Origin of the sequence: Rhodoferax saidenbachensis, assembly GCF_001955715.1 — a bacterium.
Classification (GTDB): Bacteria; Pseudomonadota; Gammaproteobacteria; order Burkholderiales; family Burkholderiaceae_C; genus Allorhodoferax; species Allorhodoferax saidenbachensis.
Genome location: NZ_CP019239.1, coordinates 3,711,236 through 3,737,520 on the forward strand (window position 1 = coordinate 3,711,236; position 26,285 = coordinate 3,737,520).

Annotated in this window: 23 protein-coding genes; 2 read left to right on the forward strand and 21 right to left on the reverse strand. The window is 55.4% G+C overall.

The features are described from left to right. Nucleotides 1-27: 27 nt before the first annotated feature. The 21 genes from RS694_RS17700 to RS694_RS17800 all read right to left on the reverse strand — a co-directional run bounded on the left by RS694_RS17700 (nucleotide 28) and on the right by RS694_RS17800 (nucleotide 24,168). Nucleotides 28-852 carry a PIG-L deacetylase family protein gene (locus tag RS694_RS17700; RefSeq protein WP_338050593.1) on the reverse strand — a complete coding sequence of 275 codons (825 nt, stop codon included), beginning with the start codon at nucleotides 850-852 and terminating at the stop codon, nucleotides 28-30. Nucleotides 853-1,153: 301 nt separating this feature from the next. Further along, nucleotides 1,154-2,668 (reverse strand): UDP-2,4-diacetamido-2,4,6-trideoxy-beta-L-altropyranose hydrolase, encoded by a 1,515-nt coding sequence (gene pseG, locus RS694_RS17705; protein ID WP_161631540.1) that lies wholly within the window; start codon nucleotides 2,666-2,668, stop codon nucleotides 1,154-1,156. A 9-nt stretch (nucleotides 2,669-2,677) separates the two neighbouring features. Further along, on the reverse strand, nucleotides 2,678-4,747 hold the full coding sequence (locus RS694_RS20910) for an aminotransferase class III-fold pyridoxal phosphate-dependent enzyme (RefSeq protein ID WP_076070074.1): 2,070 nt from the start codon (nucleotides 4,745-4,747) through the stop codon (nucleotides 2,678-2,680). Nucleotides 4,748-4,979: 232 nt separating this feature from the next. Beyond that, nucleotides 4,980-5,522, reverse strand: coding sequence for a GNAT family N-acetyltransferase (locus tag RS694_RS17715; RefSeq protein ID WP_037246180.1), 543 nt, complete (start codon nucleotides 5,520-5,522; stop codon nucleotides 4,980-4,982). A 134-nt stretch (nucleotides 5,523-5,656) separates the two neighbouring features. After that, nucleotides 5,657-6,559, reverse strand: a complete 903-nt coding sequence (locus RS694_RS17720; protein ID WP_037246177.1) for an aldo/keto reductase — start codon at nucleotides 6,557-6,559, stop codon at nucleotides 5,657-5,659. Further along, nucleotides 6,556-7,713, reverse strand: coding sequence for a UDP-4-amino-4,6-dideoxy-N-acetyl-beta-L-altrosamine transaminase (gene pseC / locus RS694_RS17725; RefSeq protein WP_029705335.1), 1,158 nt, complete (start codon nucleotides 7,711-7,713; stop codon nucleotides 6,556-6,558). The genes RS694_RS17720 and pseC overlap by 4 nt, the downstream gene beginning before the upstream one ends. Continuing rightward, nucleotides 7,710-8,711 (reverse strand): UDP-N-acetylglucosamine 4,6-dehydratase (inverting), encoded by a 1,002-nt coding sequence (gene pseB / locus RS694_RS17730; protein ID WP_029705333.1) that lies wholly within the window; start codon nucleotides 8,709-8,711, stop codon nucleotides 7,710-7,712. Before pseB ends, pseC begins: the two co-directional genes overlap by 4 nt. Nucleotides 8,712-8,751: 40 nt before the next feature. Further along, nucleotides 8,752-10,008 (reverse strand): hypothetical protein, encoded by a 1,257-nt coding sequence (locus RS694_RS17735; protein WP_169850519.1) that lies wholly within the window; start codon nucleotides 10,006-10,008, stop codon nucleotides 8,752-8,754. Next, entirely contained in the window at nucleotides 9,939-10,811 is an 873-nt protein-coding gene (locus RS694_RS17740; protein ID WP_241463799.1) for an SDR family oxidoreductase, read from the reverse strand. Before RS694_RS17740 ends, RS694_RS17735 begins: the two co-directional genes overlap by 70 nt. Next, complete coding sequence (locus RS694_RS17745; protein ID WP_029705329.1) at nucleotides 10,792-11,547, reverse strand: SDR family NAD(P)-dependent oxidoreductase; 756 nt, start codon at nucleotides 11,545-11,547, stop codon at nucleotides 10,792-10,794. The genes RS694_RS17740 and RS694_RS17745 overlap by 20 nt, the downstream gene beginning before the upstream one ends. Next, on the reverse strand, nucleotides 11,537-12,376 hold the full coding sequence (locus RS694_RS17750; protein ID WP_241463797.1) for a sugar phosphate isomerase/epimerase family protein: 840 nt from the start codon (nucleotides 12,374-12,376) through the stop codon (nucleotides 11,537-11,539). Before RS694_RS17750 ends, RS694_RS17745 begins: the two co-directional genes overlap by 11 nt. Continuing rightward, nucleotides 12,373-13,371, reverse strand: coding sequence for an aminotransferase class IV (locus RS694_RS17755; protein ID WP_029705325.1), 999 nt, complete (start codon nucleotides 13,369-13,371; stop codon nucleotides 12,373-12,375). Before RS694_RS17755 ends, RS694_RS17750 begins: the two co-directional genes overlap by 4 nt. Before the next feature lie 35 nt (nucleotides 13,372-13,406). Next, nucleotides 13,407-14,171 carry a cytidylyltransferase domain-containing protein gene (locus RS694_RS17760; protein ID WP_076069877.1) on the reverse strand — a complete coding sequence of 255 codons (765 nt, stop codon included), beginning with the start codon at nucleotides 14,169-14,171 and terminating at the stop codon, nucleotides 13,407-13,409. Then, nucleotides 14,171-14,758 (reverse strand): D-sedoheptulose-7-phosphate isomerase, encoded by a 588-nt coding sequence (locus RS694_RS17765; protein WP_029705322.1) that lies wholly within the window; start codon nucleotides 14,756-14,758, stop codon nucleotides 14,171-14,173. The genes RS694_RS17760 and RS694_RS17765 overlap by 1 nt, the downstream gene beginning before the upstream one ends. Beyond that, complete coding sequence (locus RS694_RS17770) at nucleotides 14,758-16,650, reverse strand: N-acetylneuraminate synthase family protein (RefSeq protein ID WP_029705320.1); 1,893 nt, start codon at nucleotides 16,648-16,650, stop codon at nucleotides 14,758-14,760. Before RS694_RS17770 ends, RS694_RS17765 begins: the two co-directional genes overlap by 1 nt. After that, entirely contained in the window at nucleotides 16,647-18,035 is a 1,389-nt protein-coding gene (locus tag RS694_RS17775) for a GHMP family kinase ATP-binding protein (RefSeq protein WP_051391619.1), read from the reverse strand. The genes RS694_RS17770 and RS694_RS17775 overlap by 4 nt, the downstream gene beginning before the upstream one ends. Next, on the reverse strand, nucleotides 18,032-18,742 hold the full coding sequence (locus tag RS694_RS17780; protein ID WP_029705318.1) for a sugar phosphate nucleotidyltransferase: 711 nt from the start codon (nucleotides 18,740-18,742) through the stop codon (nucleotides 18,032-18,034). The genes RS694_RS17775 and RS694_RS17780 overlap by 4 nt, the downstream gene beginning before the upstream one ends. Beyond that, nucleotides 18,739-19,596: a class I SAM-dependent methyltransferase gene (locus RS694_RS17785; RefSeq protein WP_076069879.1), complete on the reverse strand. Its 858-nt coding sequence runs from the start codon at nucleotides 19,594-19,596 to the stop codon at nucleotides 18,739-18,741. Before RS694_RS17785 ends, RS694_RS17780 begins: the two co-directional genes overlap by 4 nt. 11 nt (nucleotides 19,597-19,607) lie before the next feature. Continuing rightward, nucleotides 19,608-21,356 carry an ABC transporter ATP-binding protein gene (locus RS694_RS17790; protein ID WP_029705315.1) on the reverse strand — a complete coding sequence of 583 codons (1,749 nt, stop codon included), beginning with the start codon at nucleotides 21,354-21,356 and terminating at the stop codon, nucleotides 19,608-19,610. A gap of 56 nt (nucleotides 21,357-21,412) precedes the next feature. Continuing rightward, nucleotides 21,413-22,333, reverse strand: a complete 921-nt coding sequence (locus tag RS694_RS17795) for an SDR family oxidoreductase (RefSeq protein ID WP_211274978.1) — start codon at nucleotides 22,331-22,333, stop codon at nucleotides 21,413-21,415. 407 nt (nucleotides 22,334-22,740) lie between these two features. Continuing rightward, nucleotides 22,741-24,168: a mannose-1-phosphate guanylyltransferase/mannose-6-phosphate isomerase gene (locus RS694_RS17800; RefSeq protein ID WP_029705312.1), complete on the reverse strand. Its 1,428-nt coding sequence runs from the start codon at nucleotides 24,166-24,168 to the stop codon at nucleotides 22,741-22,743. Nucleotides 24,169-24,303: 135 nt separating this feature from the next. Here RS694_RS17800 and RS694_RS17805 point away from each other — a divergent pair, with 135 nt between their 5' ends. Together RS694_RS17805 and RS694_RS17810 are read left to right on the forward strand one after the other, a co-directional pair. Beyond that, on the forward strand, nucleotides 24,304-24,903 hold the full coding sequence (locus RS694_RS17805; protein ID WP_029705310.1) for a phasin family protein: 600 nt from the start codon (nucleotides 24,304-24,306) through the stop codon (nucleotides 24,901-24,903). Nucleotides 24,904-25,033: 130 nt separating this feature from the next. After that, on the forward strand, nucleotides 25,034-26,281 hold the full coding sequence (locus tag RS694_RS17810) for a patatin-like phospholipase family protein (protein WP_029705309.1): 1,248 nt from the start codon (nucleotides 25,034-25,036) through the stop codon (nucleotides 26,279-26,281). The last annotated feature ends 4 nt before the right edge of the window (nucleotides 26,282-26,285 follow it).

Below are 26,285 nucleotides of genomic sequence, written 5' to 3' on the forward strand. Positions count from 1 at the left end.
GAAGTAGACTGGATCCGGGATCCAGCCCTAGATTATTGCCCGGCCGAGCTCGAACGCCTCGGCAGCAGCCACGCCAACCGAGGCGCCGCGCCAGCCCGCCAGATGCGTCACGGCCTCGGCGGAGCGAGGGTGGGGAAAGGCGCGCATCTCGCCGCCGTAGGCTCCAAGAGCGGCCAGCTTCTGCGGCAGGTAGTCGGAGACATCCACGAACCAGTCCGGCGCAAACGGGGGAAACGACGCGGCAGGCCGCCACTCCGTGCTGGAAGGCGTTTCAAAAAACAGCAGTTGCCGCACACAAAAGTCCGGCAGGGGCCGGCAGGCTGCCACGACGGCGTCATGGACGCGGCGATGGTCAATATTGACGTCGCCGGCATGGTGCGTGTACACGATGTCGGGCTGGCATGTGCGAATGATTTTCTCGATGTCCTGCACGATATCGAGCAAGGCGACCTGGTCCATGCGGTTGTCGGGATAAGCCAACAAGCTCAGGTCGGTCACGCCGAGTTCGCCGCACGCGTGGCGCGCAGCCGCCTGGCGGGCGGCAAGCTCTCGGGCGCGGTCAACGGGGTCGCGGGCTCCGACGCCGTCGGCCAGCAGCAACACGGTCACACGCGCCCCCTCGGCACGGTGGCGGGCCATGGTGGCCCCACAGCCTAGCACCTCATCGTCTGGGTGAGCCGCTACCACCAACACACTATTAACAACCATCGAATAACCTTTTGAAGTGAAGCACCCGCCCTTGCACGGTGGCGGCCGGTCGTCGGCCATCTCCGCAGGGACGCCGTGCTCTCGCAATCTTACCGCCGGTGTCAGCCTAGGCACGATAACTCGGCCTCGTGAGTCCAGGGCCATCCAGACGGACCGCGGGACTGTTTACAGTTGAACGTGCAACGCGCCCCTGAGGGCGCAGTGGCCGCTACTCGCTATTCACTTGATAGCAGCTGACGCTCGCTGATATTGGACGGATAGCCTATTTGATACACAAGATGAGGGAGAAACCAGTCACTTCCTGCTTGCTCCCGCCCGTATCACATCGCGGGACCAATTCCCGCAGCGCCAAGCAGCTAAAAATTTCATAGCATTTTGAACCGGAAGCACCCTGTTGCGCTTGGCCAAGCTGGTTTCGGCTGAAATAGGCTTGCTGGTAGCAAGCTCATACGGTTTGCCGGTAACAGGCAACCCCGTCACTCACGTCTGGGGACTCCGAAGCCTGGAAGCCTAGCGATTCAAACACTTTTCTTGACGGAACGTTGTCGACTTTGACCTGTCCGAATACCGATGCGCCCGGCGCATCGGCACGCAAGCGCATAAGGGCTGTGTTGAGCAGCCGACGGCCCAAGCCATATCCCCTGAATTCAGGAGCGATGCTGTAGTCTATTTCCCATCCTATGTCTCCACACTCGAAACGAACCTGCCCGAGTGCCACGCCGTCCGCAGTCTCGACGATGTAAAGCCTGACGCTCGCCAGGTCCCCAAGTTTCTGCCGGAGCCAGCGCGCGTGGCCATCCGCCGGGATGGGTGCAGAAGAAAAGGCATTGCTGCGCGTCGTGGGGTCATTGGCCCATTCAAGCAAGAGCTTTTCGTCTTCCAAAGTGGCGAGGCGCGCTTGCATCACAGTTTCCGGCATCAGGGTGAGAGCTGTTACAACTCGGCTCACGCCGCGACCGTCCACCAGGGCCATGCAGCGCAGCGACCATTCCTGCGGAAGTCCCTGCCGGATCAAGCGGTCCAGCGCCCCGGTGATCATCGACTGATCGACTTCGTCATGATGGCCGAGCAGCTGGATGAGCCCAAGACGATGCAGTTCTTCGCTGATGGGGCGCTGGTTGTCGGCGAGCGTCACGACCAGACAAGGCAGGCCCAGGCACAATCGCTCCCAATGGGTGGAACCGCCGGCGCCGATCGCGAGGTCAGCCCGGGACATCAACGTGGCCAGGCTAGGCAGGCCCGCATGCACACGGATGTGGGCGTGTGCTTCGGCCTTCTGCCGAACGGCATCGCCATGCCGGCTGCTCGCTCCAATCACGATGTCCACTTCGATATCCGGTCGCCCCAGGGCAAGAAAGGCGTCCAGCGCCCGCTCCGTGAGGTTGGCGCTGTCGGCGCCGCCGAAAAAAACCAGGGTGCGGCGAACGGCACCCCGGCGTGGCGCCACATGCGCATGCAGCCTGGCGTAATCGGGGTGCAGCAGGGCGTAGGTCGGACCGATCAACTGGCGGCAGGATGCGGGCAGCTTGTCCGCGTAGCGCTCGTGCATGTCTGCCACCAGGTTCTGGTCAAGCAACAAATCGCAGTCGTGGGGCCGGTTGCACAGGTCATCGATCACCATCAGGCGATCGGCTGAAGCACGGAGTTCGCCTTCCCATCGCCGGTCCAGAAGGTAGTGATCGACAATCAGCCAGTTTGCTTTCCGGCCCAAGCCAACCTCAAGGGCAGCGCGCGTCTCTCTGGCATCGTCGACCCAGTTGCCAGTTGCAAGACCGGGAACGGGGGCGAGCAACTGGACCGCAAAGCCACGCTCAGTGATCAGATAGCCAAGATGGCCAGGTTGCTCACGGCAAATAAAAAGTACGTCAGCACCCCGCGCCTTCAAGGATTGCGCCAGCGTAAGGCAACGCATGACGTGGCCCGAACCGACCTGCGATCCGCCATCGGTACGAAAGACCACCCACACCGCTCAGCGTACCTTGAACAGCGGCGCGAGCGGCTCGCACTCCAGCAGGGTCCGCAGCGTGCCCTCGGAAACCGCGCGTGCAATCATGCCAAAGACTTCGCGGTAACAGGCCAGCAACTGGTCGATGTCGGCATCGCTGTGCGCGTAGCTGAGGTTGTGTGTGCCGAGTGTGTAAACGCCGCGCTTGAATACTTCCTGGATGAACAGCGTCTTGATTTCCACCGCGGAGACTCCTGCGGCAGCCTTGAAGGCCAGAAAACTCCACGAAGGGTGGCCGCTGATGCCGATAACATGCGCCATATCCAGGTCCGCAATCAGCTGGTTGACCCCGTCGATGACTTTCTGTCCGCGCAGCTTCAGGGTTTCCAGAACCGGTTCACGCTTGAGTTTGTGAAGAACGGCCTTGGCGGCCGCGAGCGACAAAGTCTCGCCGCCGAATGTGCCGGAAAAGAAAATGTCTTCCACGACCGTCATGTACTCGGCCTGGCCGACCAGGGCCGACAGCGGATAGCCGTTGGCAATGCCTTTGCCGAAGGTGGCCAGATCGGGTGTGACCCCGAACTCCTGTTGCGCTCCGCCTATCGTGTAGCGAAAACCTGTGATGGTTTCGTCAAAAACCAGCAAGGCCCCGTGCTGGTGTGCGGCAGTCTGCACCTTCTCAAGAAACCCATCCTTGGGCCAGGTCGAATTCATCGGCTCAAGGATAACGGCGGCAAACTCGTCTGGATGCGCATCGAGGAGGCGCTGCAATGATGCAATGTCGTTATAGGCAAAGGTCTGGGTCAGCTCCTTGACGGCCAGCGGCACCCCAAGGTCCCGCGCCGTACTGCCGATGTACCAGTCCTGCCAGCCATGGTAGCCACAGACGGCCACGCGGTTGCGGCCCGTATAAGCCCGCGCCACACGAATGGCACCTGAGGTGGCGTCGGTGCCATTCTTTGCGAAGCGGACCTGCTCGGCGCAGGGGATCAACTCCACCAGCAACTCCGCGACTTCTGCCTCGAGCCGATGTGGCAAGGAAAACGTCACACCGCTGTCCATCTGCTGGCGCACGGCTACGTCCACATCGGGGTCGCAATAGCCGAGCGTCACACAGCAAAGTGCACTGACGAAGTCAACGTACTCATTGCCGTCGATGTCCCACATGCGGCTGCCTTTGGCGCGATCAACAAAATACGGCGACACCCCGAAAGGCAAGGCTGTTTTGCTTTTACTGAATGTTTGCGAACCCAGCGGAATGACCTTCAAGGCACGGTCTAGGAAAGCTTCGGAGTTTTTGTAGCGTTCAGTCATTGGGTATTTTTCTAGAAACTGTTTGTCTGCGGCCAGGGATTTTTTGCTTCCCTCATTGCGCTCGAACCGCGTATTGATCTGCATCAGCGCCGGCTCCGCAGCCAGCAGCGCCAACACGTCGCGGGTGGAGAAAGCAGGATTTCTCGGGTACAGCCGCTCATAAACCTGCTTCACAAACTCGAAATCTTCGGGCTCATCGACCGTCCAGCGCATGCCGGAACGGTCTGTTTCACCGGACACATGGTTGCCGACCCGAAAGCGATCGGACTGCCTCCGGATGAACGGGGTCACATGCTCGCGATGCGACGGCAGCACCGCCTCGCGCCACGATGCTTCAAGTGCTGCAAAACGGGCCACCTCCACGTCCAGTCCATCGGGGTAGCTCGCCGGCTCGCAATTGGACAGGTAATCCAGGTCACTCGCGACAAAACGCGTGACGATTTCATCGATCAACGCCCAATCGGCAAGCGGGCAATCCCCCGTCAAGCGCACGACGATATCAGGGGCATATGGTCGTGCGGCGCAGACGAAGCGGTCAAGGACATCGGTAAGGCTTCCGCGGAAACAGTCCACGCCCTCACGCGCGCACAGCTCGGCAAGGGCGTCGTCGGAAGGGTCGGTGCTGGTCGCTACCACCATGGCACTGAAGGTCGTGCAACGCTTCAGGCGCTCGAGCTGCAATGCCAGCATAGGCCTGCCGATTATCGGCATCAATACCTTGTTGGGCAGGCGCGTAGACGAGGTACGCGCCTGAAGGATAGCCAGGATCCGCTGCGCCATCATTACTCCGGCGAGGCGGCTTTGTCAGCCTGGCCACTTCGCTTCATGTTGGCTGTAAAAGAGCGCTTCCGATCGGCAGACTGAGCAGCAGAAGATGTTAGTGAGCAACAGTTAAATTTCATTAACACATTAGATCCTGAACATCGATGACTGCAACAGTGAAATTGGGGCGGTGCGTTCTTCGCCAATCAAGGCGAGACGAGGAATAAATCCAAAAACATGACGCAAAAATTTAAGAACTCAAATTGATGTCGTAGCCCATAATCAAATTCGAGTCAGATTTATTTATGTATTGGCTATCGATGGGTTTAAAACCAGCTTTTTCATAACTCCGAATCGCAGAAATATTCGTTTTATCGACACCCAGCTCAAATCTGGTGATGCTTTTATTTTCGTACAACCAGTGTGCCGATGCTTCGAAAACTTCCGAAAAAACACCTCGTCCGCGCCATTGTGCATCACCGATCAAAACGCCCATTACTGCGTATTTTTTTTCAACCTGAACAGGTTCATATTTTATATTTCCAATATGCCTGCTGGTTGTCTTATCGAAAATCCCCAAAAAACATACGTCCGGTCTACCAATACGCATTCGAACATAGCTTTTTAATTGAGCAAGGCTTTCTGTATTTTTAGACGCTGAAATATATATTTTTGTAGTTGGCTCAGTTAGCCAACCAAGATACTCAAGTGTGACGTCATCTTCAGTTAGCGGGCGAAGAAAAAATCTTTTGGATTCAATCTTCTCTTTTGAAAAATCGAGATTTTTAATCATTTTTTTGTCGATGACTCTTTGCCTTGGCCATCGATTCCTGTATTGACATCATGAGTAACTCAGCGGTCTTAGCAACACTGGAAATTTGCAATTGATGTAGCTTACACAATCAATTGGATGTATCGTTTTCCACACTACTTCCAACGCGATGGGTTAATGACTGCTTCGTCGTGAATGGCAAATCGGCCCAGGCTGCGCAGGCTCTCCGGCGAGACGGTTGCTTGCGCCGCCTCAAGTATGCCTTCCCATTGCTCCGGCTGTTCACACCCGACGATCACCTTGTCGATGTCCGGACACGCGAGGCAGAACCCCAGAGCCGCCTGCAAGGGCGACAGGCCCGACGCTTCATGTTGAGCCCAGAGCGCGGCATGGTGCTCCCGCACCCCTGCAAAGTGCGGAGGAAGGCGGGCCGGTTCGCTGAGCAGTATGCCCTGGAGAAAGGCGCTACGCACATGCACCTCGACGCCGCTGCTCCTGGTGCGAGCGGCCATCCCGCTGGTGACGTAACGCTGGTCGTAAATATTGTAGGGAAGCTGCACCAGTTCCAGCGCATACCGCTGCTCGAGCAGGAAAAACTGCTGCGGGTCGTACAGGGAACAACCTATTTTTTCCACCAGCCCTTGCGACCTGAGCTTTTGCATCAGAACCCACAAGGCATCGCCCGAGGGTCCGAGAAGATCGTCGGCATGGTGCACCAGCAAACCGTAGGCGGCCCAACCCCGGAGCCTGGCGAGGGAATCGTGGAATGCCTCCTCCACCAGCTTCGCGGACTCGGCAGGCGACAGGTCCAGCCCTTTCAAAGGGCGGGTCTTGGTGACAATGGAAAAACCGTTGGCAAGCGCGCCCTGCTCACCGAGAACGCGCTCAGCATCGCCGTAGGTCCAAGCGGTGTCCAGCAGGCCCACGCCGGTCTGCCGGGCACGCGCCAGCAGCTTGACGACGGTTTCCGGCGTCGCCATTCCGCTGCGGTTGGTGATGCCATAGGGCATGCCCCACTGGACGGTTCCCAGCCCCAGCCGCTGCGCCCCCCCGGTCATGTGAGCGCTCGTACCAGGGCTGACACCACCTGATCCTGCCCTTCCTCCGTCAATTGCGGATAGAGGGGCAAGGTGATGGCCTCCGACGCATAACTTTCCGCAATAGGAAAAGCGCCGTCGGCAAATCCGAGCAGCCGGTAATAGGGCTGCAGGTGCACAGGCATGTAATGGACATTTACGCCAATGCCACCCTGCCGCAGTTCAGAAAAAACCTGCTCCCGCGTGCGGCCACGCGGATTGCTTTTCACACGCACGACGTACAGATGGAACGCAGAACGATTGCTCGCCAGTACGACAGGCAGCTGCAGCGGCAGCCCCCTTAGCAATTCGTCATATCGCCGAGCCAGCAGATTGCGGCGCTCGACATAGCCATCCAGACGCGCCAACTGGCTCACGCCCAAGGCTGCCTGGATATCGGTCATGCGGTAGTTGAATCCGAGCGCCTGCTGCTCGTAATGCCACGGGCCAAATGCTGCCTGCGTGAACTTCTCCGCGTCACGCGTGATGCCGTGGCTGCGCAGCATTTCCATGCGGCCGGCCAACTCGGTGTCATTGGTCAGCGCCATGCCGCCCTCACCTGTAGTGACGATCTTCACCGGATGAAAGCTGAACACCGTGATATCCGACCATTTGCAGTTCCCGGCCCGTTCGCCTTGACGTGAGGCGCCTATAGCGTGGGAGGCATCTTCGATCACCTTGAAGCCGAACTCCTGCGCCAGTTCCCATATGGCTTCTTGGTCTGGGGGTTGGCCGCCGAAATGGACGGGAACCAGCACTTTGGGCAACAGGCCGTCCTGGCGCGCCTGAAGCAACCTGGCCTTCAAGGCTGTCACACTGAGGTTCCAGCTGTCGGGGTCAATGTCTACGAAGTCCACTTCCGCACCGCAATAGAGGCCGCAATTGGCTGACGCGACAAAGGTATTGGGAACGGTCCACAACCGGTCGCCCGGGCCCAGCCCAAGGGCCAGACAAGCAATGTGAAGCGCCGAAGTCGCGCTATTGACTGCCACTGAATACGTAGCGCCCGAATAGGTGGCAACCGCCCGTTCAAATGCGGGTACCACCGGGCCTTGTGTCAAAAAGTCAGAGCGCAGAACCTGCACAACGGCTTCAATATCCGCCTCGGTGATGTCTTGGCGCCCGTAGGGAATCATTCCACACCCGCCAACTGATTCATTTTTCGAATCCCCTCAACTGACAAAAATTCCGGGTTCTTTCCAGAGCTGTATTCAAACCCCTGTTCGACTACAGTGCCCTTTTCACCCAGCTTATTGATAGCAAAGTCCACCACGCCTGAGAACTGTATGGTCGGCTTGATCACAAAGTGATCCGAGAACTCCAGTGTCAAATGCGAGTCATCTGCCGGGCACATGGTCTCATGCAATTTCTCGCCGGGGCGTATTCCAATAATCTCATGCTCTAACGCCGGAGCCATCGCGCGCGCCAAGTCCACCACGTTGACGGAAGGGATCTTGGGGACAAATATTTCTCCCCCTTGCATGCGCTCGAAATTCTTCAGCACAAAATCCACCCCTTGTTGCAAAGTGATCCAGAAGCGGGTCATCCTCACGTCCGTAATGGGAAGACTCTTGCAACCTGTAGCAATGCGTTTTTTGAAAAATGGAATCACTGATCCGCGTGACCCCACCACGTTGCCATAACGCACTACCGAAAAGCGCGTGGAGTGTCCGCCGGCCATATTATTGGCAGCAACAAACAACTTATCTGACGCCAGTTTGGTAGCCCCATACAAATTGATGGGGTTGGCTGCTTTGTCCGTAGAAAGTGCAATTACCTTTTTGACGTTATTGGCAAGGGCCGCTTGAATGACATTCTCGGCGCCATGGATATTTGTTTTAATGCACTCCATGGGGTTGTACTCGGCAGCTGGCACTTGCTTTAGCGCGGCAGCATGAATGACATAGTCCACACCATTCATGGCCTGAATCAAACGATCACGATCCCGCACATCGCCAATGAAGTAACGCATGCATGGGGCGTTGTACTCCTGCTCCATCTCGTACTGCTTCAGCTCATCGCGCGAAAACACGATGATCTTTCGTGGCTTATAGCGCTCCAGCAGGGTCTTGACGTACTGCTTTCCGAACGAACCCGTGCCACCGGTAATCATCAAACTTGCATTGTTAAACATGGGTTCACTCTCTTATTTTTGCATCAAACAATTTCGTACATTAGCCTGCCACTGCGGCTGCAATGATTTTTTCCAACTGGACGTAAGTTGGGGCCGCATCGTCGTTATTCATGACATAGGCCGACATTTTCGCTGACTGCGCCAAGTAGTCCTGCTCAGACATAGCAAGCAGGTGAGAGACCCGGTCGGAAAACTCTTCGTAGCTGTCTTTTGTGAGGCTCCACACCCCATCCACACAAAAGTTCCACCGCGGGTCTTTGGAAAAATTACAGAACAACACCTTGCAGCCCCTGTTGGCAGCTTCCCGCAATGCGGTGGACATCAGCGCCAGCGACAGCCTGCTTTTGGAGATGAGCCCATAGGTGGTGAATTGATCGCGCACGCGAGGGGTGATGGGCGTCTCGGTGCCAATATATCTTTGATACCACGCAAGCTCCACATCGCGCTGGTGAATACTTGCGCGTTCCTGGCCTGGGGACACATCGCGCTTGCCCGCAATCACAATGCGCAGGCCGTGCTCCTTGGCATAGCGCACCGCGTAGGAAGCCACCCTGCCAATGGCGTCCTCGGAGCCGGGGTACAACTTATTCCACCCCGGAGACGCTTCTGCAACCACGCACAAATCGTATTCATAGGAATGCGCCGGGGCAGTGGCATGCGCATCCTTCCAGAAGCGCCGAAAGTAGGACTCACGCAACGACCCAATGGGATAGAAAGCGCCCACCTGCGCGCCCTTGGATGTATAAAGATCTTTCTCATACTCACCAAAGCACGCAAACTCCGGCAGAAAAATGTGCTGAGCCTTTTCCGGAAGAAGTTCCACCACATCGTACCGAGCCGCATTTTGAATTGCCAGAAAGCGCATGCGTGTGTGGTTGATTCTGGCAACCCGGTAGAACAGATCAGAGTTGTCAATGAATGTAATGACAATGGCAGGACGCAAGCGCCTGAGTAGCACAGCAAAATAAGACTCCTGAACTCCGCGCCCTCGTAACACCAGCCAAGCCACCCCCCCAATCAGCATCCAACTCAAATACAGAGTTTTTGCGGGTATACCAATGACAATACTCTTTGCTCCAGCGCATAGCGGCGTCAAATAGTCAGCATTGGTGGCCTCAAAAATGGCCACCTTAACGGGCTGGGGATGACCCCATTGGACCTTGACTCCCCTAAGCCAAAGGCCAAGGCGACGCAAACGCCCCGCAAGCCTTTGCCTGAACCCGGCCATCACCACGTGGACCGCCCGCCATCCATTACGATATTTTGTCCATTGAGGTAACTGGATGCGTCCGAGCACAGGAACTGCACTGCTGAACGGTATTCATCGACCTGCGCCATGCGCCCAAGCGGAATGAGCGCAGAGAGGCGCTTCACAAACTCATCGCCCTGCCCATTGAACACACCACCAGGAGACAAAGCGTTGGTCCGCACGCCCCGGTCCGCCCAATAGGTGGAGAGGTATTTGGTCAGCCCCACCAAGCCGGCCTTGATAACGGAGTAAGTCACGGGCTTCACAGGCTGCTGGTCTTCTGTCACGCCCGCTTTCCGATAGATCCGCTGATCAGGAGAAAAAACGGACAGGTCGGAAGCAATATTCAGAATAACGCCACCGCCACTTTGTGCCATGGCCGTACCAAACACCTGGCTGCACAGGAAGGCCCCCGTAAGCCCCACAGAAATCTGCAGATTCCACTGGTCCAGCGCAAAGTTCTCCAACCTGGATGATTCCTGTATGCCCAAACCACCGACCACTTTGGGGTCGATAGCGGCGTTATTAACAAGGATGCGGATATGGCGACCTTCACTCACCATTTGCTCCGCAACTGCGTTCACCGAAGCGGGTTGGGATACATCCATCACCCGAGTCACAATCCGATCAAGCGGAGCAAGTACTGACAGAAGCGATTTGGCAGTATTAAGTGAAACTTCACTAACGTCGGTTAATACAACGGTGGCACCGACTTCCAGCAAGGCAGCGGCATGCTCACGCCCCAACAGCCCCGCCGCACCGGTGATCAAAGCGGTTTGCCCTGTCAGATCAAATTTATTCAATACAGTTTGCAATTTCGAACTTTCGCTTTTAATCGTGGGTTTGCCCACCGTCTAGCTTCCAAACGCCACCAGTTGCAAATGCAGCACGCGAGGACGCCAAAAATGCGACCAAGTCTGCCACTTCCTCCGAAGTTCCCAAGCGCCGCAACGGAACGTCGCGCGCCAGCATGGTCTGCACAGCTTGCGGATCGTCAGCCAGGCGCCGCGCCCAGACCGAGCTATCGAACAGGATATTTCCCGGTGCCACGGCGTTGATTCGTACCCCCTCCGAGCCCAAGGGCCGGGCCATCCCGCGTACATAGGCATGCAGTGCCGCCTTGGCAGCGGAATAGGTGACGGGTGCGCCAGGCACGACTTCCAGCCCACAGATAGAGGATATGCAAACCACCACGCCCTTGGACTGTGCCAGCGCGTGCCGCGCTGCCTCTACAGAATTGGTGGCGCTCCACAGGTTGACTGCGAACACACGGATCCACTCATCAAAAGACTCCATGCCTGGTGCAACCGATCGACCGCTGCCCACATTGCACACCAGAACATCCAGCCGCCCCAAGGTGGCCAAGGCATCGTTCACCACCTTCTTTGCCTGTGCTGGATCACTCACGTCGCCCGCCACCGCAATAGCCCCTGGCAGGGCAACTACCGCCGCATTCAGGCGATCCACATTACGCCCATTCAATGCCACCCGGCAACCCTGCGCACTCAATGTTTGGGCAATGGCCAGCCCGATCCCCTGGGATGCGCCAGTAACCAGCGCCGTCTTGCCTGCGAATTCAGGCGCCATACCGATCAATCCAGTTTTGGGTCATGTCGCGATACTTGCAAAGCACTTCGGCATGATTGCCCTCTGCGGCGCGTGCGGTTTGCAGGATGTACGCTCCCGCATAGCCCACCTTAGCCAGTTCAGAAAATACGGTGTCGAACTGCGCGTTGCCTGTACCCAATGGGACCGTAGTCCCCCCAAGCTGGCGATCCTTGACGTGCACATTCACAATACGATGACCGTATGCGGGAATCTCTTCAGTTGGCCGAAAACCCAAGCTTGCACTATTGCCGACGTCATAGTTCACACCAAACCATTGCGGATCCAGCCGGCCAATGAAACGTGCCAGCTCAAGGGGCGAAAAATCAGATTCGAACACGACCTTTACATTCAGCTCGGCAAGCAATGGCATCTCACGCTCCAGCGCTGCGACGAGGAAATTTTCCTGCGCAACATTTTCGATACGCCCATTGTCCACAAGGGGCACTACCATCATTTGGATGCCTACCGCACTGCAAGCTCGCGCCACGGCGCGGAAGTCTTGCAGCAATGATTCAACCTCGGTGCCGCTAGCTTTCCAGAAGGGGCTTTGCATGAAGCAGTCCCCCGTGAGGGACAGCACGGAGAAATCAAACTGGGTGCACATTTGCCGGATTTCATGCTGACCTTGAGCTATGAGCAAGGGGTTGGAATACAGCGCATCCTGATCCAGTGTCCACTCCATCATTGAAAATCCGTTGCGATGGCCACACTCAAACTCTGCCTGCCAGCAGTCCGCCGGAAAAGCCTGTATCTTCCCGTTGACCTGGGGCGACAAACGCCCCTGCATGAATCCGATACGGCTTTTCACTTGCTTTTGAATCTGTATGGTGTGGGAGCGCTGGCACCAGCCACGTCACCACGCTCAGCATCCCAGCGCTGGATCTGGCCTTTGACATCCACTCCGGTGTTGGCGCTCCACTGGTTCAGAATACGCGTGAATACCTCTCCCACTTTGCCGGAACCAATTGGGTTGCCGTTGAGCGCGGTCACAGGCAGCATACAGAACGGAGTGCCAGTCATAAAAGCCTCATCTGCGGTGTATACATCGTAGGGTTCAATGTTTTTCTCCACCACAGGAATGCCAAGTTGTGGACACAACTCATGCAAGACGTAATCACGAGAAATACCACGCAAGATGTTGCGGCCTTCAGGGGTAATGACCACACCATTCTTGATGATGAAGAAGTTATCGCCCGTGCCTTCTGCAATGAAGCCATCAGGATCCAGCAGTAAGGCCCAGTTATTGTCACCCTCCACCTGCGATGCTTCAATATTGGCCATCAAGTAGAAAATTCGACTGCGGTTCTTGATCTTGGGGTCTAGTAAATTGGCGGGAATGGCTCGTTGTGAAGTAATGACTGCGTTAATGCCAGTGTCAAACAACTGCCCCATGGTTGCCACTGTCCAGCGCAAAGGGAAATCAGCAATGATGACATTGGGGCCCTTGTGCAAACCTTCAATACCTTGATAGATTCCCAGTAAGCCGCGCGACACATCAATCATCAAACGATGCTCATCATCCGCTGTGAACAAATGGTCATTGACTTCCATCGTTTCGTAGCATGCACGCTCCATTTCCTCGGGAGTCATTTGCAATGGGATGCGCAAAATTTTTAACCCAACATACAACCGGTCAATATGCTCACGCAGTTTGAATTGCTTTTTCCCAAAAGACCGCGTCATCTCAAATACCATGTCCCCAAACATGAGTGCAGAGTCGTAAATGGAGACTTTGGCATCGGCCTCGGGTACCATTTTCCCGTTGAAGTAGACCAAGCGACCTTGTGATTTTGGAGTTGTCATTGTGTTTCCTGTAGCAATACTTGTGTGAATAACTCTCAACGCGCCGGTTTCATGCTAGGCACATAGATCTCGTCATACCAACGAATAATGTCGGTGATATGGAATGCGGGATTACGCGGGTACAGGTATTCGTACAGCTCGCGCATGAACTCATATTGCTCTTTGGTATTAACATCCAACACCAGATCAGGCCGCCGAAAACCGGGGGGGCAAGCAATGGTGCTGATGGGACACCACACGGCATTCACCGGAGTCTGTGTGGTGTAGTCAAAGAAATTGAGATGCACGTGTTCGCGTTGCCGCACATCGACATTTCGTTCACGCGCATCCGCCAATAATGAAAAATCAAACATTTCGGCCCCAATGCCATCCGGATACCCCGAATCATTGATCACCGACAAATTGGAAGAAAACCCCGGACGATTAAAGCGCAAGTGGTGGTCCACAATGCGGTCAATTTCTGAGGGCTCTGGCGTTGCATTGTCTGCAGGGAGTCTACCCACAATGTCTGCCTTGCTGGCAACAGCAGCCTGAAAATAACGTTCGACCAAGTCTCCTTCAGATCCTTCGTACACAGACACGCCATACGAGCGCCCCAACTCGGCAAGCACCTTGTTTTCGGGTGTGTCCCCAGTTGCCAAAACAATTTCGTCGAGCTGCTGACAGCGCTTAACACGCTCCAGTATGCGGCCCACCAGGGGGGCTCCGGCCAGATCCATCATGGATTTTCCAGGCAGGCGCTGCGAGCCCATGCGGGCCTGAATAATCAAGACCACTCGCTTTTTGTCTGCGCCGCTCATCATTTCACCTGTTTTGAAAAAAACTGCTCTTCTACCAAGCCACACAAAATGTGGCCCAGCAAAATATGGCACTCTTGGATGCGTGCGGTTTCGGCAGAAGGCACACACACGCACTCACACAGGCCTTTGAGTTTGCCTCCCGTCTGTCCAGTGAGAACAATGGTCTTAACTCCTACTTGCAAAGCCTGCTCCACTGCAACAATCACATTGACACTGTTACCACTCGTGGATATGGCAATGAAAACATCTTCTGGCTTCGCCACCGCCAGCAATTCACGCGCAAACACCTGCTCGTACCCATAATCATTGCCAATGGCACTGATGGCCGAATTATTGGTCCCCAATGCGATGGAGGCCAAGGGAGCGCGGTCAAACGCAAAACGCGAGGTGAACTCCGCAGACAAATGCTGGGCGTCGGCAAAGCTGCCTCCATTGCCCGCAAAAATGATTTTGCCCCCACGGCGTAACGATGCAAGGCACGCCATAACGAGCGACTCTACTTGCTGCAAGAGTGCATCGTCCTCCAGCAGTCTTTGTTTGACTGCCATGGACTCTTCAATCTGCGATCGAACCTGGGCTTGCAGCATCACAGTACTCCTTCTAGTCGCTCCAAGGCCACCCAGAAGCCCTCGCCTCCATTTTTGTGGCCCTGCCATATTTCTGGGATGAAGGACGCTTGCGGGCATCCTTTGCGCAGGATTTCACCCAAGCGAATGAAATCTATATCTCCAGCACCTACCTGCAATCCCTCTCCATTCAGGCCCTGCGCATCCCCCAAGTGGAGATGGGCAGAAATAGGGGCAATGCGTTCGGCGAAGTCGTAAAAGTCAATGCCAAGATGATTGCAAGTCAGGCGCGTGTGCGAAATGTCAAAGCACATCCGAAGATTCAACTTGTGGCACCATTCCACGATCTCGTCAATCTTGACGAAAATATTTTGATAGCGCTGCCCGCCAAAATGCCAAGGGAAGGGCGCCATGGTCTGGGGTATCAACTCCACACCATCCAGATCCAATTCGCCTAAGCTTTGAGCAAACCGTTGGTAGTACTCAGGGATCACCTCCGCAGGCAACGGATCATCCATGGTGAAGCCCCCAATATTGGCAACGATGGCAGGCCGTGGAGTGTTGGGAAAGAAACGCTTCAAATCGCGCGTGATATTGATCACACGCTGCGTTTCAAGAATGGATTGGGTGCGATATGCCTCATCAGGAGAAGCCAAGTCCATCAGACGACTGTTTGCAAAAAGCTCTGGCGCGTGCACCACAAACCCGCAGACATAGGTACCCTGCAGGTAATCATCCAAACGCAGCTCCATGTCGGAATACGACAAATGGAACTCAAACAAGTCAGGTTTGATGCGCTGGTGGTATTCAGCGAAATCATGGTAGCGCACGGGCACGCCCCACGGCCGGGAGAACTTGTAGAGCCGGGGCTCAATGCGCTCATCCTTTAGATCAGATGGGAAGAAAAAATCTTCTGCATTGAGTGACCGCTTTAGTGTGCGCCCTAACAATTTCTCGTAAAACTGTGGCGACAAACCTTGGCCCGGACTTCGCACTTGTACGTGCTCTGGCCCTATGACGGTACCTGTCTCCAAGGCCCGAGACGAGACCAGGCTTTTGCCCAGATTTTCCCTGTTAATCATCTCGCCTTGCGAGATGGTGCGGTCACTGCCATCTCCTAACGCTTGCTCAATTTCTCGCACACCATCCACCAAGCGCTTGAACTCTGCAGGCTCGAGACTGGCCGCATGGTCAGGCCCCTCCATGCCACGACTTAAGGTGAAGTGCCGCTCGACCACACACGCACCCAAACCCACCGCGGCCAAGGTCACTGCCGTGCCACGCTCGTGTCCGGAATAGCCCACCAGCGGGTGAATGCCAAGCAATTTATCCATCCAGCGCAAATTGATGTCGTGCAACGGCGCTGGGTAAGTGCTGTTGCAATGCAGCAGCACAAAAGGAGCGTGTCGTGCGTTCAAAAAATCGACCGTAATCTGCACTTCTTCACGAGTACTCATGCCCGTCGACAAAATCAGCGGTTTTTTGGTGGCGATCAATCGATCCAACAAAGGCAAGTTGGTTAGATCCGCAGAGGCCACTTTGTACGCAGGCACACCGATAGATTCAAGCACATCCACACTGCGTGCATCCCACGGAGTGCACAGATACAGGATGCCCTTTTTGGCGCAATACTGCGCCAGTTGACGGTGCTGGTCTACCGTCAATTCAAAACGCCGCAGCAGGTCCAGGACATATTCAGTGCCCAGGTCTTCACCATCTTTCCTCAAGGTGCGCTGCCGGTATACCTCATCCAACTGGCGCATCTGGAATTTGGCGCAATCTGCACCGACCTCCACGGCCAAGTCAATCAACTGAATGGCACGGTCGAAATCTCCGTTGTGGTTATTGCCGATCTCAGCAATAACAAAGGCTCGACCTGTACCAATCTCGAAATTGGCAACGTTGATCTTCATAAATTATCCGATTCAATATGGTTTTTGCGTTCACGCGCTGACCAAGCCCTCAAGCCCTCTTGTTCAAATCTGAATGGTCGAACCTTGAGTCCTGCGGACTCCAAATTGGCAATGAGCTCGTGCTTACGGAAGGGAGTTACATAGAAGAGGAAAAATCCACCGCCTCCAGCACCCAGCAACTTGCCGCCCAATGCACCATGAGCCAGCGCATCACTATAGATAGTGTCCAAACGGCTATTGGAAATTTTGCTGCTGAACTGGCGTTTGAGTTCCCACGCCTCATGCAGGGCCTGCCCGAACTGCAGTAGCCTTCCCCGCAGTAGATGATTACGCATGCGATAGGTAAGGTCTACATTGGACTGCACTTTTTGCCGGACGGCCTCTTGCCGCATCTGGGTACGCTGGTCCTGATGGATGTCGCCCGAGTCATGCGGCGTGGATGTATCAACCAGCACCAGACTCTCCTCCAGTTCCAGAAGCACATCAGATGGAATCCGTAGGGGATGCACAATGTTTTGCTCCATCCGGAATTCCATGAAATTGAAGCCACCGAACACGGTGGCATATTGGTCTTGCCATCCGCCCGCAATGCCCAAATACAGGCGCTCCGCCTGAAACGCCAGCTCGGCGAGTTCATGCGAGTCCCACCGGTCCTGGCGAAACTGATTAAAGCAGCCCAGAACGACCGCAGATACCACCGCGGACCCTCCCAAGCCTGAGTTCATTGGGAAGTCCGAATGCAAGTAAAGCTCAAACCCAAAGTCCGGGTGAATCGCCTTGAGAATCGCTTGTATCAATCCAAAGGGACCTTTTTGTACCAACGCATGCGTCAAATCTGACGCATTCAAGGTGGCATCAAGATCGCGCGAATGGATAACAATTTTTTCGTCATCGCGCTTGCGCAAAGTTGCGTGACTGTAGAGCGAGATGGTGGTGTTGATGACGGCACCACCATCACCTTCGAAGAAATGGGTAAGATCTGAGCCGCCCCCGCCAAAGCTTATTCGCACTGGTGAGCGTGCACGGGCATACACAGGCTCTTCGGTCTGACGCGGAAGATAGTCCCGACTGACAATCCCTGTAAGTCGCCGACTTTCATCCAGCAGGGGGATGATATGGATGCGATTGTCTAATTGCTTGAGCAGCAATTCACGTGGACTGGCCGCATCTGCCCAAACAAAGTTGGGGTTGGCACAAGACGCAATGGCGGCTGTCAATTGCGCGCCATCCAGCAAGGTACGGCGCACATCGCCGTCAGTGGCCAGACCGGTGACACGCCCGGTCAGATCCGTAGTAAGCACAATGCCATGCTGATTGGCTTCGATCTGCTGTAAAGCATCGCGCAGAGATGCGCCCTCAGAAATTAAAAACAAATCAAGCTTCACAGGATACTTGCTCGCTGAGATTCCATCCAACGACAAAAACGAAAGTAATCGTCGGGTATGCCTATATCAATAAAATCAGTCTCGATGGGCTCAGCCTTCAAAATGCCATTGGCTCCCCAAGCAAAAAGGCTCTTTGTCTCCAGCGAGAATGGCTCTTGGTTCCAAGCCCTAAACAAAGTTACGTCCAAATGGTACAGACCCGCATTGATCCATCCAGGTTGTGCAAGGCCGCTTTTTTCCACAAACCGGCTGACTACGTGTCCGCTATCAAACAGCACCCCACCATAACGACGCACATCTTCTACTCCGACCACAGCCATGGCGGGTGATTCGGCTTGGGCCAGTGCCTGAATGCCGGTCCCTAGCCACGTGTCGGCATTAGTTACCATAAAGTTGCCAGAAATATTCATTACCGACACCGCATTGGCAATCGCCCCCCCGGTGCCCATGGGACTGGACTCAACAATCCAATTCACTTCGCAATTTCTAAATAGGTCTTGCTTTTCACTTTTGAGAAAATCAATGACCAATTGCGCCTGATGGTGCAAGAGAAATACGAAAGAGGTCAATCCTTGGTTGACCCAATTCTCAATTTGAAACCGGAGAAAAGGCACGCCGTTCACGGGGGCAAGTGCTTTAGGTACATCCGACACCACAGATCTCAATCGGGTTCCGAAACCGCCAGCCAACACCAACAGTTTAATCACGAAACTTGCTCCAAATGAGCAATCAGCGTGTCACATTTTCCAATGGCGGCCAACGTGTTAGCGTAAGCTTGATTCAACTCTACATTGTCCAAAAAGTTCCATTTTTGATGTCCCCCTGGTTTACCCTGACTTAACCAATGCAGGTGATTGGACAATGGATATCGTTGGTATTGCTGCACAGAGATTACGCGCAAACCGGCACGCTCGGCCAAGTCTTGCAAAGTTTGTGCATTGAACAAAAATAAATGTTGACTCCAATAAGTAAACCGCTGAAAAGCTGACGACGAATACAAAGTGAGAAGCGCATCTTCAGAACTTGGTACTTCAACAACCATCCGACCATTTTTGGAGAGTTTCCCCGCCAATGCCTGAAGCATTGCAACAGGGTCTGCAAGATGTTCGATCACGTGGAAGGCGGTAATCAGATCGAAGCCTCCCCCTGCATCGTCCAAATCAGAGTGAATGCAAATTTTGCCTGCCCAAAACTCACGCACGCGACGTTCGAGCTCTATCCCCACCATGGAGTTTGACAAAAACTGCGCTTTACTCAAAAACCCACCTGCTCCGCAACCAAAATCTAGTACATTTTTATTGGCGAGCATAGGCTTGAGCATATCGACACGGCGCTGGTCATCCCAGTCGGTATCTCTCAACCATACTTCCATGGGAACCACGTTGGACCCATGCATATTAGATTCCTCATAGAACCCTGCTTGTATATGGCTCAGCGAACTCAATGTAACCAAGCCACAATGCGCGCATTGGAGTATTTTCAGAGCAGGTGCATCACGCACCTGTCCATCGCGCTCAGTGAACTCCGTATGTCCGCATAGGTAACACTTCCAATCATTCATAGCTTTTCTTTCTAAGCGGCAGCACCTACGATATCTCTGTAGGCCCCTATCTTTGCGATTTTTCCACTCTTCAATTCCACGATCTGCGTACAGTTTTTGAGAGTGGGAACACGGTGCGCAACGATGAGGATGGTGAGCTTCCCACTGAGACTGTCGATCGCCTCCATCACCGCTTGCTCGGTATCTCCATCCAAAGCACTGGTAGCCTCATCCAGCACTAGCACTGACGGGCTGTGATAGAGCGCGCGGGCAATGCCAATTCTCTGCCGCTGGCCACCTGACAGCCGGATACCACGCTCCCCAACCATTGTGTCCAAGCCCTGCGACAACTCATCCACAAACTCGTCTAGTTGCGCTGACTGAATGGCCTGCAACACAGCTTTCTCATCAATTTGCTCATTCGGCAATCCAAACGCAATGTTTCGACGCAGCGTGTCATCCGTCAGATATATCGTTTGCGGCACATATCCAATCTGGTTTTGCCAGCCCCGCAAGTCCTGCTGAATGTCTACACCATCCACGCGCACCGTGCCATGGTCAGGTGTCAACAAACCCAGCAGAACATCGATCAGCGTACTTTTGCCTGCGCCACTTCCGCCAATAAAACCCACCGATGCTCCGCAAGGAATTGACAATGCGTTGAGGTGCAACGACTCGCACTCTGCCGTTGGGTAGCGGAAACGAATATCCTCTAAACGCAACTCCTTTTTCAGCGGCAATACCTTTCCAGTTGCCGTTGCGGGTGGTGTGTCCACTAGTTTCATTTCACTGAATACAGTGTCAATTACAGGATGCGAGAAACGTACACTCTGTACAGCAGCCATCACCCGATTGATGGAAGGCATGAGCCGGAAAGCTGCTGCAGCAAATAAACCCAACGTCGGCAACAACGCGTCCACCTGCTTACCTTGGCTCAACATGATGATGACCAATGCAGCCAATCCAGTGACCGCCAGCAACTCCAGGAACAAACGCGGAAAAGCCTGCAAAGTGGATCTGTGCTCAGCCACACGCGTACTGCTGCGATTGTGGACCTTGAACTGCTCAAGGAAATCGTGCTCGCGCCCCAGTAACTTGACATCTTTGGCGCCGCCAAGACCTTGTTGTAAATGCTGAATTCTCAGACCTTCATGCAGTTGGCTTGCCTTACCCCAACGCTCAATATGCTTTCGCGTGAACCTATGAAATGCCCAAGCGGAGGCGCCCAGCGCCACCACCACCACCAGAGCCCCCCCAGGCTCCACCCACAATAGAAGCGCGGAAAAGCCGACAAGCACCAATGCCTCGGATATCAAAATCAAACCTTGCTGCACCACATTGGTAATCCCGTTGACTGAACTGATAATGTTTCTGATCAACTGTGCTGAGTTTCGCTGCAAGTGAAAACTATACGGCTGGCGAAGGTATCCAGCGAACAGTCGAAAAGCCAAACTGGCTTGCAAGTCGTGTGCAAAGCGTGACTGACGCCACGCCAAAAAACCAAGGAACAATGCCTTGACAGCATAAATTCCGACCAACACCAGCAGCCCACTCACCAGAAGCTGCTCTTGTGTAGGGTTGCCGAAGGTCCGCAACATCGGAGCGACAAAGGGATACTTGGCAGCCAGATCGCTCTGGGTCATCATGGCCATGGCCGGAATAATGAGCCCAACGCTCAAGGTCTCCAGTACCATTCCCACCAGCATGAAACCCAACAATACCCCGGCAGAGCGCCTTTGCTGCGCCGACAAGAGTTGCCAAAGCTTTTTCGAGGTGGTCATGCGGTTCCAATGAGCGCCCAATAAGCCTCAAGGCTCATTAGTCAAATGCGAGGAGACTACTTGCGCAGCAAGTCGGCCTTGAAAACCTCAGCGTATTCTTGCAAACACACTTTCCAATCGCGCATCAGATTGAGACCGCGTTGATTGAGTTTTAAGTTGACCAATTTTTCGCTTGCAGGGCGCGGCGCAAAGTACTGGCTCTTAAAGTAGTCCGAGGGAACGACCTTCACTTTGATGGTATCTGCCAACCCCAGGAGCCGAACAAATTCTTGAGCTACTTCAAAGCGACTCGCCGCACCGCCACACACCTGGTTGTACAGGCCATATTGGTCACTTTCCACAATGCCACACAGTCCATTTGCAAAGTCTACGGTGTACGTAGGCGTTCCCAGTTTGTCATCCACAACGCACAGCTCCGTCGCACCAGCCTGAATTTGCTTGTAAATCTTGTTGATGAATTTCTTATCTTTTGCCGGGCCACCGCCCATCATCCACCCCGCACGCAACACAAAATGCTTCTTTATCGAAGTGCGCACATATTGCTCACCGTAGTATTTTGACTGTGCGTACACCGACAATGGGTTGGGCGCATGAAAGTCGTGGTAAAGATCCCGCTCACCGCCAAAAATACCAGCGGTAGAAATGTACACATAGGGCACGTCCAGCTGCGCTGCAATAAGGCCAAGGTTCTCTGCACCGAATGCATTAGTAAGCCAAGAGTTTTCCTGCTCCTGTTCGCAATATTCCAAATCGGTAAGCGCAGCCAAGTTGATGATCAATTGCGGCTCGAAATCCAGAATGTGTTTGCGGATGGCGTTGAAATCTCGCACGTCGGCATATTCGAGCCAATCTTCGATGCAATTGACGTCACTGGCTTTGACTACCGCTCCAACTTTTTGGAGGCGCTGATACATGGCATCCCCCAGCATGCCGCCGCATCCTGCCACGTATACGCGTGTTCCACTTTCGATTTTCAAACTATTCACCCTGTTCCATCAAAGCAACGCTAGATTAGAAATAAACGTATCCGGAAGCTCCGCCCTCCGCCAAACGGAGCGAGACGTGCCTGGAAATCCCTCAATCCACTAAAGGGTTGATTCTATCGAAGAGAAAACTCTCCGTAGGCCCTTTGTAAACCGGTTGGGAGGGGATATTTACCTTCCATCCCAAGCCACCCGCTGTCAATCCACTTGCGAGACGTACCATCGGGGTTGGCAGAGTCAAAGACGATCTTGCCCGGTTACGCCGGTGATAAGCGCTTTTTTGGAAGTGGACGAAGGAGAGCGGGGGCTGGACATGGGGAGGAGACAGTTGAGTCAATGCAAAGAGGGTAGATTATCGCGGACGCGCGGGAAGCGCAGGACGAGCGAAACTTGCAGGGCGATTACCGCCTGCCATAGGTGTCTTCCAATCGGACAATATCGTCTTCCCCCAGATACCCCCCGCTCTGCACCTCAATGATCTCCAGCGGAATCTTGCCCGGGTTGGCCAGGCGGTGCGTCTGACCTAGCGGGATGTAGGTACTCTGGTTTTCGCTGAGGGTGAACACCTGGTCTCCATTAGTGACTTCTGCGGTGCCGCGCACCACGATCCAGTGCTCGGCGCGGTGGCGGTGCAACTGCAGCGATAGGGAGGCGCCAGGGTGCACGCCAATACGCTTGACCAGGTGCCGATCGCCCACGTCAATGCTGTCGTACCAGCCCCAGGGACGGGCCACACGCCTGTGCTGCACAGCCTGCGATGCATCCAAAGATTCCAAGACTGCCACAACCTCCTTCACCGCCTCCGCATGGGCAACATCCGCCACCAGCAGCGCGTCTGGTGTGTCAATGATCAGCAAATTATTCGTGCCCAAGGCCACCACCGGTCTGGCGCCAGCAGCATGGATATAAGTGTTGCAGGCCTTCAGGTGGTGCGCATTGAAAGCCTGACCCGCAGCGCGATTGCCTTGGGCATCGGGCGTTACCAGGTCGGCCACAGCATTCCAACTTCCCACGTCACTCCAGATGCCATTGAATGGCAACACGGCCACGTTGGCATGGTGTTCCATGACGGCGTAGTCAATGCTCTGGGAACGGCAAGCCAAAAACAGATCTTTGCCTGGGCGCACAAAGGTCTGTGCATTCACCTGGTCTGTGGTGGATGCGGCCATAGCGTCGCGGCAGCTCTGCAAGATATCGGCGGCGTGTGCCACCATCGCGGCAAGCAGGGTTGAGGCAGAGCACAAAAAGATGCCGGCATTCCACAGCACATCACCCTGCAACAACAGGGCTTGCGCTTGGGCTGCTGCGGGTTTTTCGATAAACCGCCGCACGTCACGTGCGCCATCTGCGCGTTGTGCGCCCTGGGCGATGTAGCCATAGGCCGTACTGGGAAAACTGGGCGCGACGCCAAAGGTGACGATGGCTCCGCCCTCGGCCGCAGAGCGGCCACTTTCCACCATCGCCGTGAATGCAAGGGCATCGGGAATGTGGTGGTCCGCCGGACAAAAAAGTAACAGGCTCTCAGAATCAACCTGCAAAGCGGCCAGCGTCATGGCTGCCGCGGTGTTACGGGCAGCGGGCTCCAGCACCGTGTGGGCCTTCATGCTCGCCGCCCCCAATGCCTCAGCCACCAGAAAACGGTGCTCTTCGGCCGCCACACACACCACTTGGTTGCTGATATGCGCCACTCGCTCCAACGTGAGCTGCAGCAAACTCTTGCCATCAATCAGCGGCACAAACTGCTTGGGGAAACTCTTGCGGCTCAAAGGCCACAAACGGGTTCCAGAGCCGCCACACAAGATGACAGGGGTAATGGGTGTTTTGCGCATTGACTCAAAATATGAAAAAAGGAGCGATGCTCCCACTTGGATTATGAGGCCCAGTTAGAAAGCCCACCCTACACGCAGCGCGTGCCAGCGCGTAGAGTGCGTTCCATTACAACCCGCTCTTTCAGGAATACGACCATGGTTACCAAGCTGCACAAAAAATCTGCCAAAACAGTCTCCGGCCTGCCACTGCCCGGCGCAGTGAAAGATTCCGCCCAACAAATCTGGCAAGCCGGCCTCGGCGCGTTCACCCGCGCACAAGCCGAAGGTACCAAGGCTTTTGAAGCCCTGGTCAAGGAAGGCGTGAGTATCCAGCGCAAGACCCAAGCCGCTGCGGAGGAGAAAATCACTGAAGCCACCACAAAAATGTCCACCATGGCCAATGGCATTTCCTCCAAGGCCAACGGCCAGTGGGACAAACTGGAAAGCATTTTTGAAGACCGCGTCGCCAAGGCCCTGAACAAGCTGGGCGTGCCCTCCGCCAAAGATGTGAACGCGCTGATCGCCCGCATCGACGACCTGAACAAGGCCGTACAAAAGCTATCCACCAAGGCCCCTGCTGCCAAGCCAGTGGCCAAGGCGGCAGCACCCAAGCCCGTCGCTGCCAAGAAGAAAGCCCCCGTCAAAGCGGCTGCCCCAAAGGCAAAAGCAAAGGCCACGCCCAAAGCCGCTACCAAGCGCACCGCCCCCACTGCCCAGGCCCAGGAAGCCGCAGTGACGGCGCCTGCCCAAGCTTGATAGTCCGGCCCGCGTGCCAACTCTGCAAAAAGGGCGCACAAGCGCCCTTTTTGCATTCCACCTTTCTCCCACACATTGACTCTGCTGCATCGCAACAAAAAAGCGCTGCACGGCCATCTACACTTTGCCCATGAACGCTAAAACAAAACGCGCTCCCAAAATTGCCCTGGCACTGGCCGGAGGCGGCCCTCTCGGGGCGATTTACGAGATCGGCGCGATGTGTGCGCTGGAGGAGTCGCTGGAAGGTTTGGACTTCACCCAACTAGACCACTACGTCGGCGTATCTGCCGGCGGCTTCATCGTGGCGGCCCTGGCCAACGGCATGACACCGCGCGAACTCTGCGCCTCGTTCATCGAAAACGACAGCACCCCTTCCGAAACCTTTGACCCGTCCTGGCTGATGCAGCCCGCCTATGGCGAGTTTGCGCGCCGCGGCATCATGCTGCCCGGTCTGGTGTTGTCGGCAATTTGGGAACTGGCCGTGGGCCGCAAGTCTCTCTTGGGTGCGCTGGAGCGCCTGGGCCCCAGCCTGCCCACAGGCGCTTTTTCCAACCGCCAGGTCGACACCCAATTGGCACGCCTGTTTAGCCGCGACGGACGCACCAACGACTTTCGCAAGCTCAAAACCAAACTCACCCTGGTCGCCACGAATCTGGACAGTGCAGAAGCCGCTCCGTTTGGTCGCCCCGGCTGGGACCATGTGCCGATCTCCCAGGCTGTGCAGGCCAGCTCGGCACTGCCTGGGCTGTTCCCGCCCGTGGAAATTGACGACCAGTATTACGTGGACGGTGCACTCAAGAAAACCATGCATGCCTCGGTCGCACTGGACGACGGCGTGGATCTGCTGATTTGCCTGAATCCGCTGGTGCCCTTCGATGCCACAGCCCCCCAGGTCGCCAAGGTCATGCAGCGTGACCTGCCCTCCGAAAAACGCAAGATCCCGCGCATCGTGGACGGTGGCCTGCCCGCAGTGCTCAGTCAAACCTTCCGCTCCATGATTCATTCCCGCATGGAGCTGGGCATGAAGCACTACGAGCACTCTTACCCCGACACCGACATCGTGCTGATAGAGCCCGACCACCGCGACCCTGAGCTGTACCTGGCCAATACCTTCAGCTACGCACAGCGCCGCCAACTGGCGGAACACGCTTACCAGCAGACCCGGCAACTGCTGCGCTCGCGCAAGACCGGCCTGTCGGCCAAACTGGCACGCCACGGCATTTCTCTCAAACACGACGTGCTCGATGACCCCAAGCGCCACCTGTCCGCCCCCGCCAAGGCGCCTACCCGCATTGGCCGCGCCATCGCCACCCTGCAAGAAGTCATGGACGACCTGGGCGACGTGGTGGCGACCTCCCAGCAACGGCTGGCCCGCTGAGCGC

Excerpts from the sequence above, each read along its gene's own strand:
- pseC (WP_029705335.1), bottom strand. The coding sequence starts at position 7,713 with ATGATTCCCTACGGGCGCCAAGACATCACCGAGGCGGATATTGAAGCC.
- RS694_RS17810 (WP_029705309.1), top strand. The coding sequence starts at position 25,034 with ATGAACGCTAAAACAAAACGCGCTCCCAAAATTGCCCTGGCACTGGCC.
- pseB (WP_029705333.1), bottom strand. The coding sequence starts at position 8,711 with ATGTTTAACAATGCAAGTTTGATGATTACCGGTGGCACGGGTTCGTTC.
- RS694_RS17800 (WP_029705312.1), bottom strand. The coding sequence starts at position 24,168 with ATGCGCAAAACACCCATTACCCCTGTCATCTTGTGTGGCGGCTCTGGA.
- RS694_RS17760 (WP_076069877.1), bottom strand. The coding sequence starts at position 14,171 with ATGAGCGGCGCAGACAAAAAGCGAGTGGTCTTGATTATTCAGGCCCGC.
- RS694_RS17790 (WP_029705315.1), bottom strand. The coding sequence starts at position 21,356 with ATGACCACCTCGAAAAAGCTTTGGCAACTCTTGTCGGCGCAGCAAAGG.
- RS694_RS17805 (WP_029705310.1), top strand. The coding sequence starts at position 24,304 with ATGGTTACCAAGCTGCACAAAAAATCTGCCAAAACAGTCTCCGGCCTG.
- RS694_RS17755 (WP_029705325.1), bottom strand. The coding sequence starts at position 13,371 with ATGACAACTCCAAAATCACAAGGTCGCTTGGTCTACTTCAACGGGAAA.
- RS694_RS17770 (WP_029705320.1), bottom strand. The coding sequence starts at position 16,650 with ATGAAGATCAACGTTGCCAATTTCGAGATTGGTACAGGTCGAGCCTTT.
- RS694_RS17720 (WP_037246177.1), bottom strand. The coding sequence starts at position 6,559 with ATGACCGGGGGGGCGCAGCGGCTGGGGCTGGGAACCGTCCAGTGGGGC.
- RS694_RS17715 (WP_037246180.1), bottom strand. The coding sequence starts at position 5,522 with ATGATTAAAAATCTCGATTTTTCAAAAGAGAAGATTGAATCCAAAAGA.
- RS694_RS17785 (WP_076069879.1), bottom strand. The coding sequence starts at position 19,596 with ATGAATGATTGGAAGTGTTACCTATGCGGACATACGGAGTTCACTGAG.
- RS694_RS17700 (WP_338050593.1), bottom strand. The coding sequence starts at position 852 with ATGGCCCTGGACTCACGAGGCCGAGTTATCGTGCCTAGGCTGACACCG.
- RS694_RS17765 (WP_029705322.1), bottom strand. The coding sequence starts at position 14,758 with ATGCTGCAAGCCCAGGTTCGATCGCAGATTGAAGAGTCCATGGCAGTC.
- RS694_RS17745 (WP_029705329.1), bottom strand. The coding sequence starts at position 11,547 with ATGGCGCCTGAATTCGCAGGCAAGACGGCGCTGGTTACTGGCGCATCC.
- RS694_RS20910 (WP_076070074.1), bottom strand. The coding sequence starts at position 4,747 with ATGGCGCAGCGGATCCTGGCTATCCTTCAGGCGCGTACCTCGTCTACG.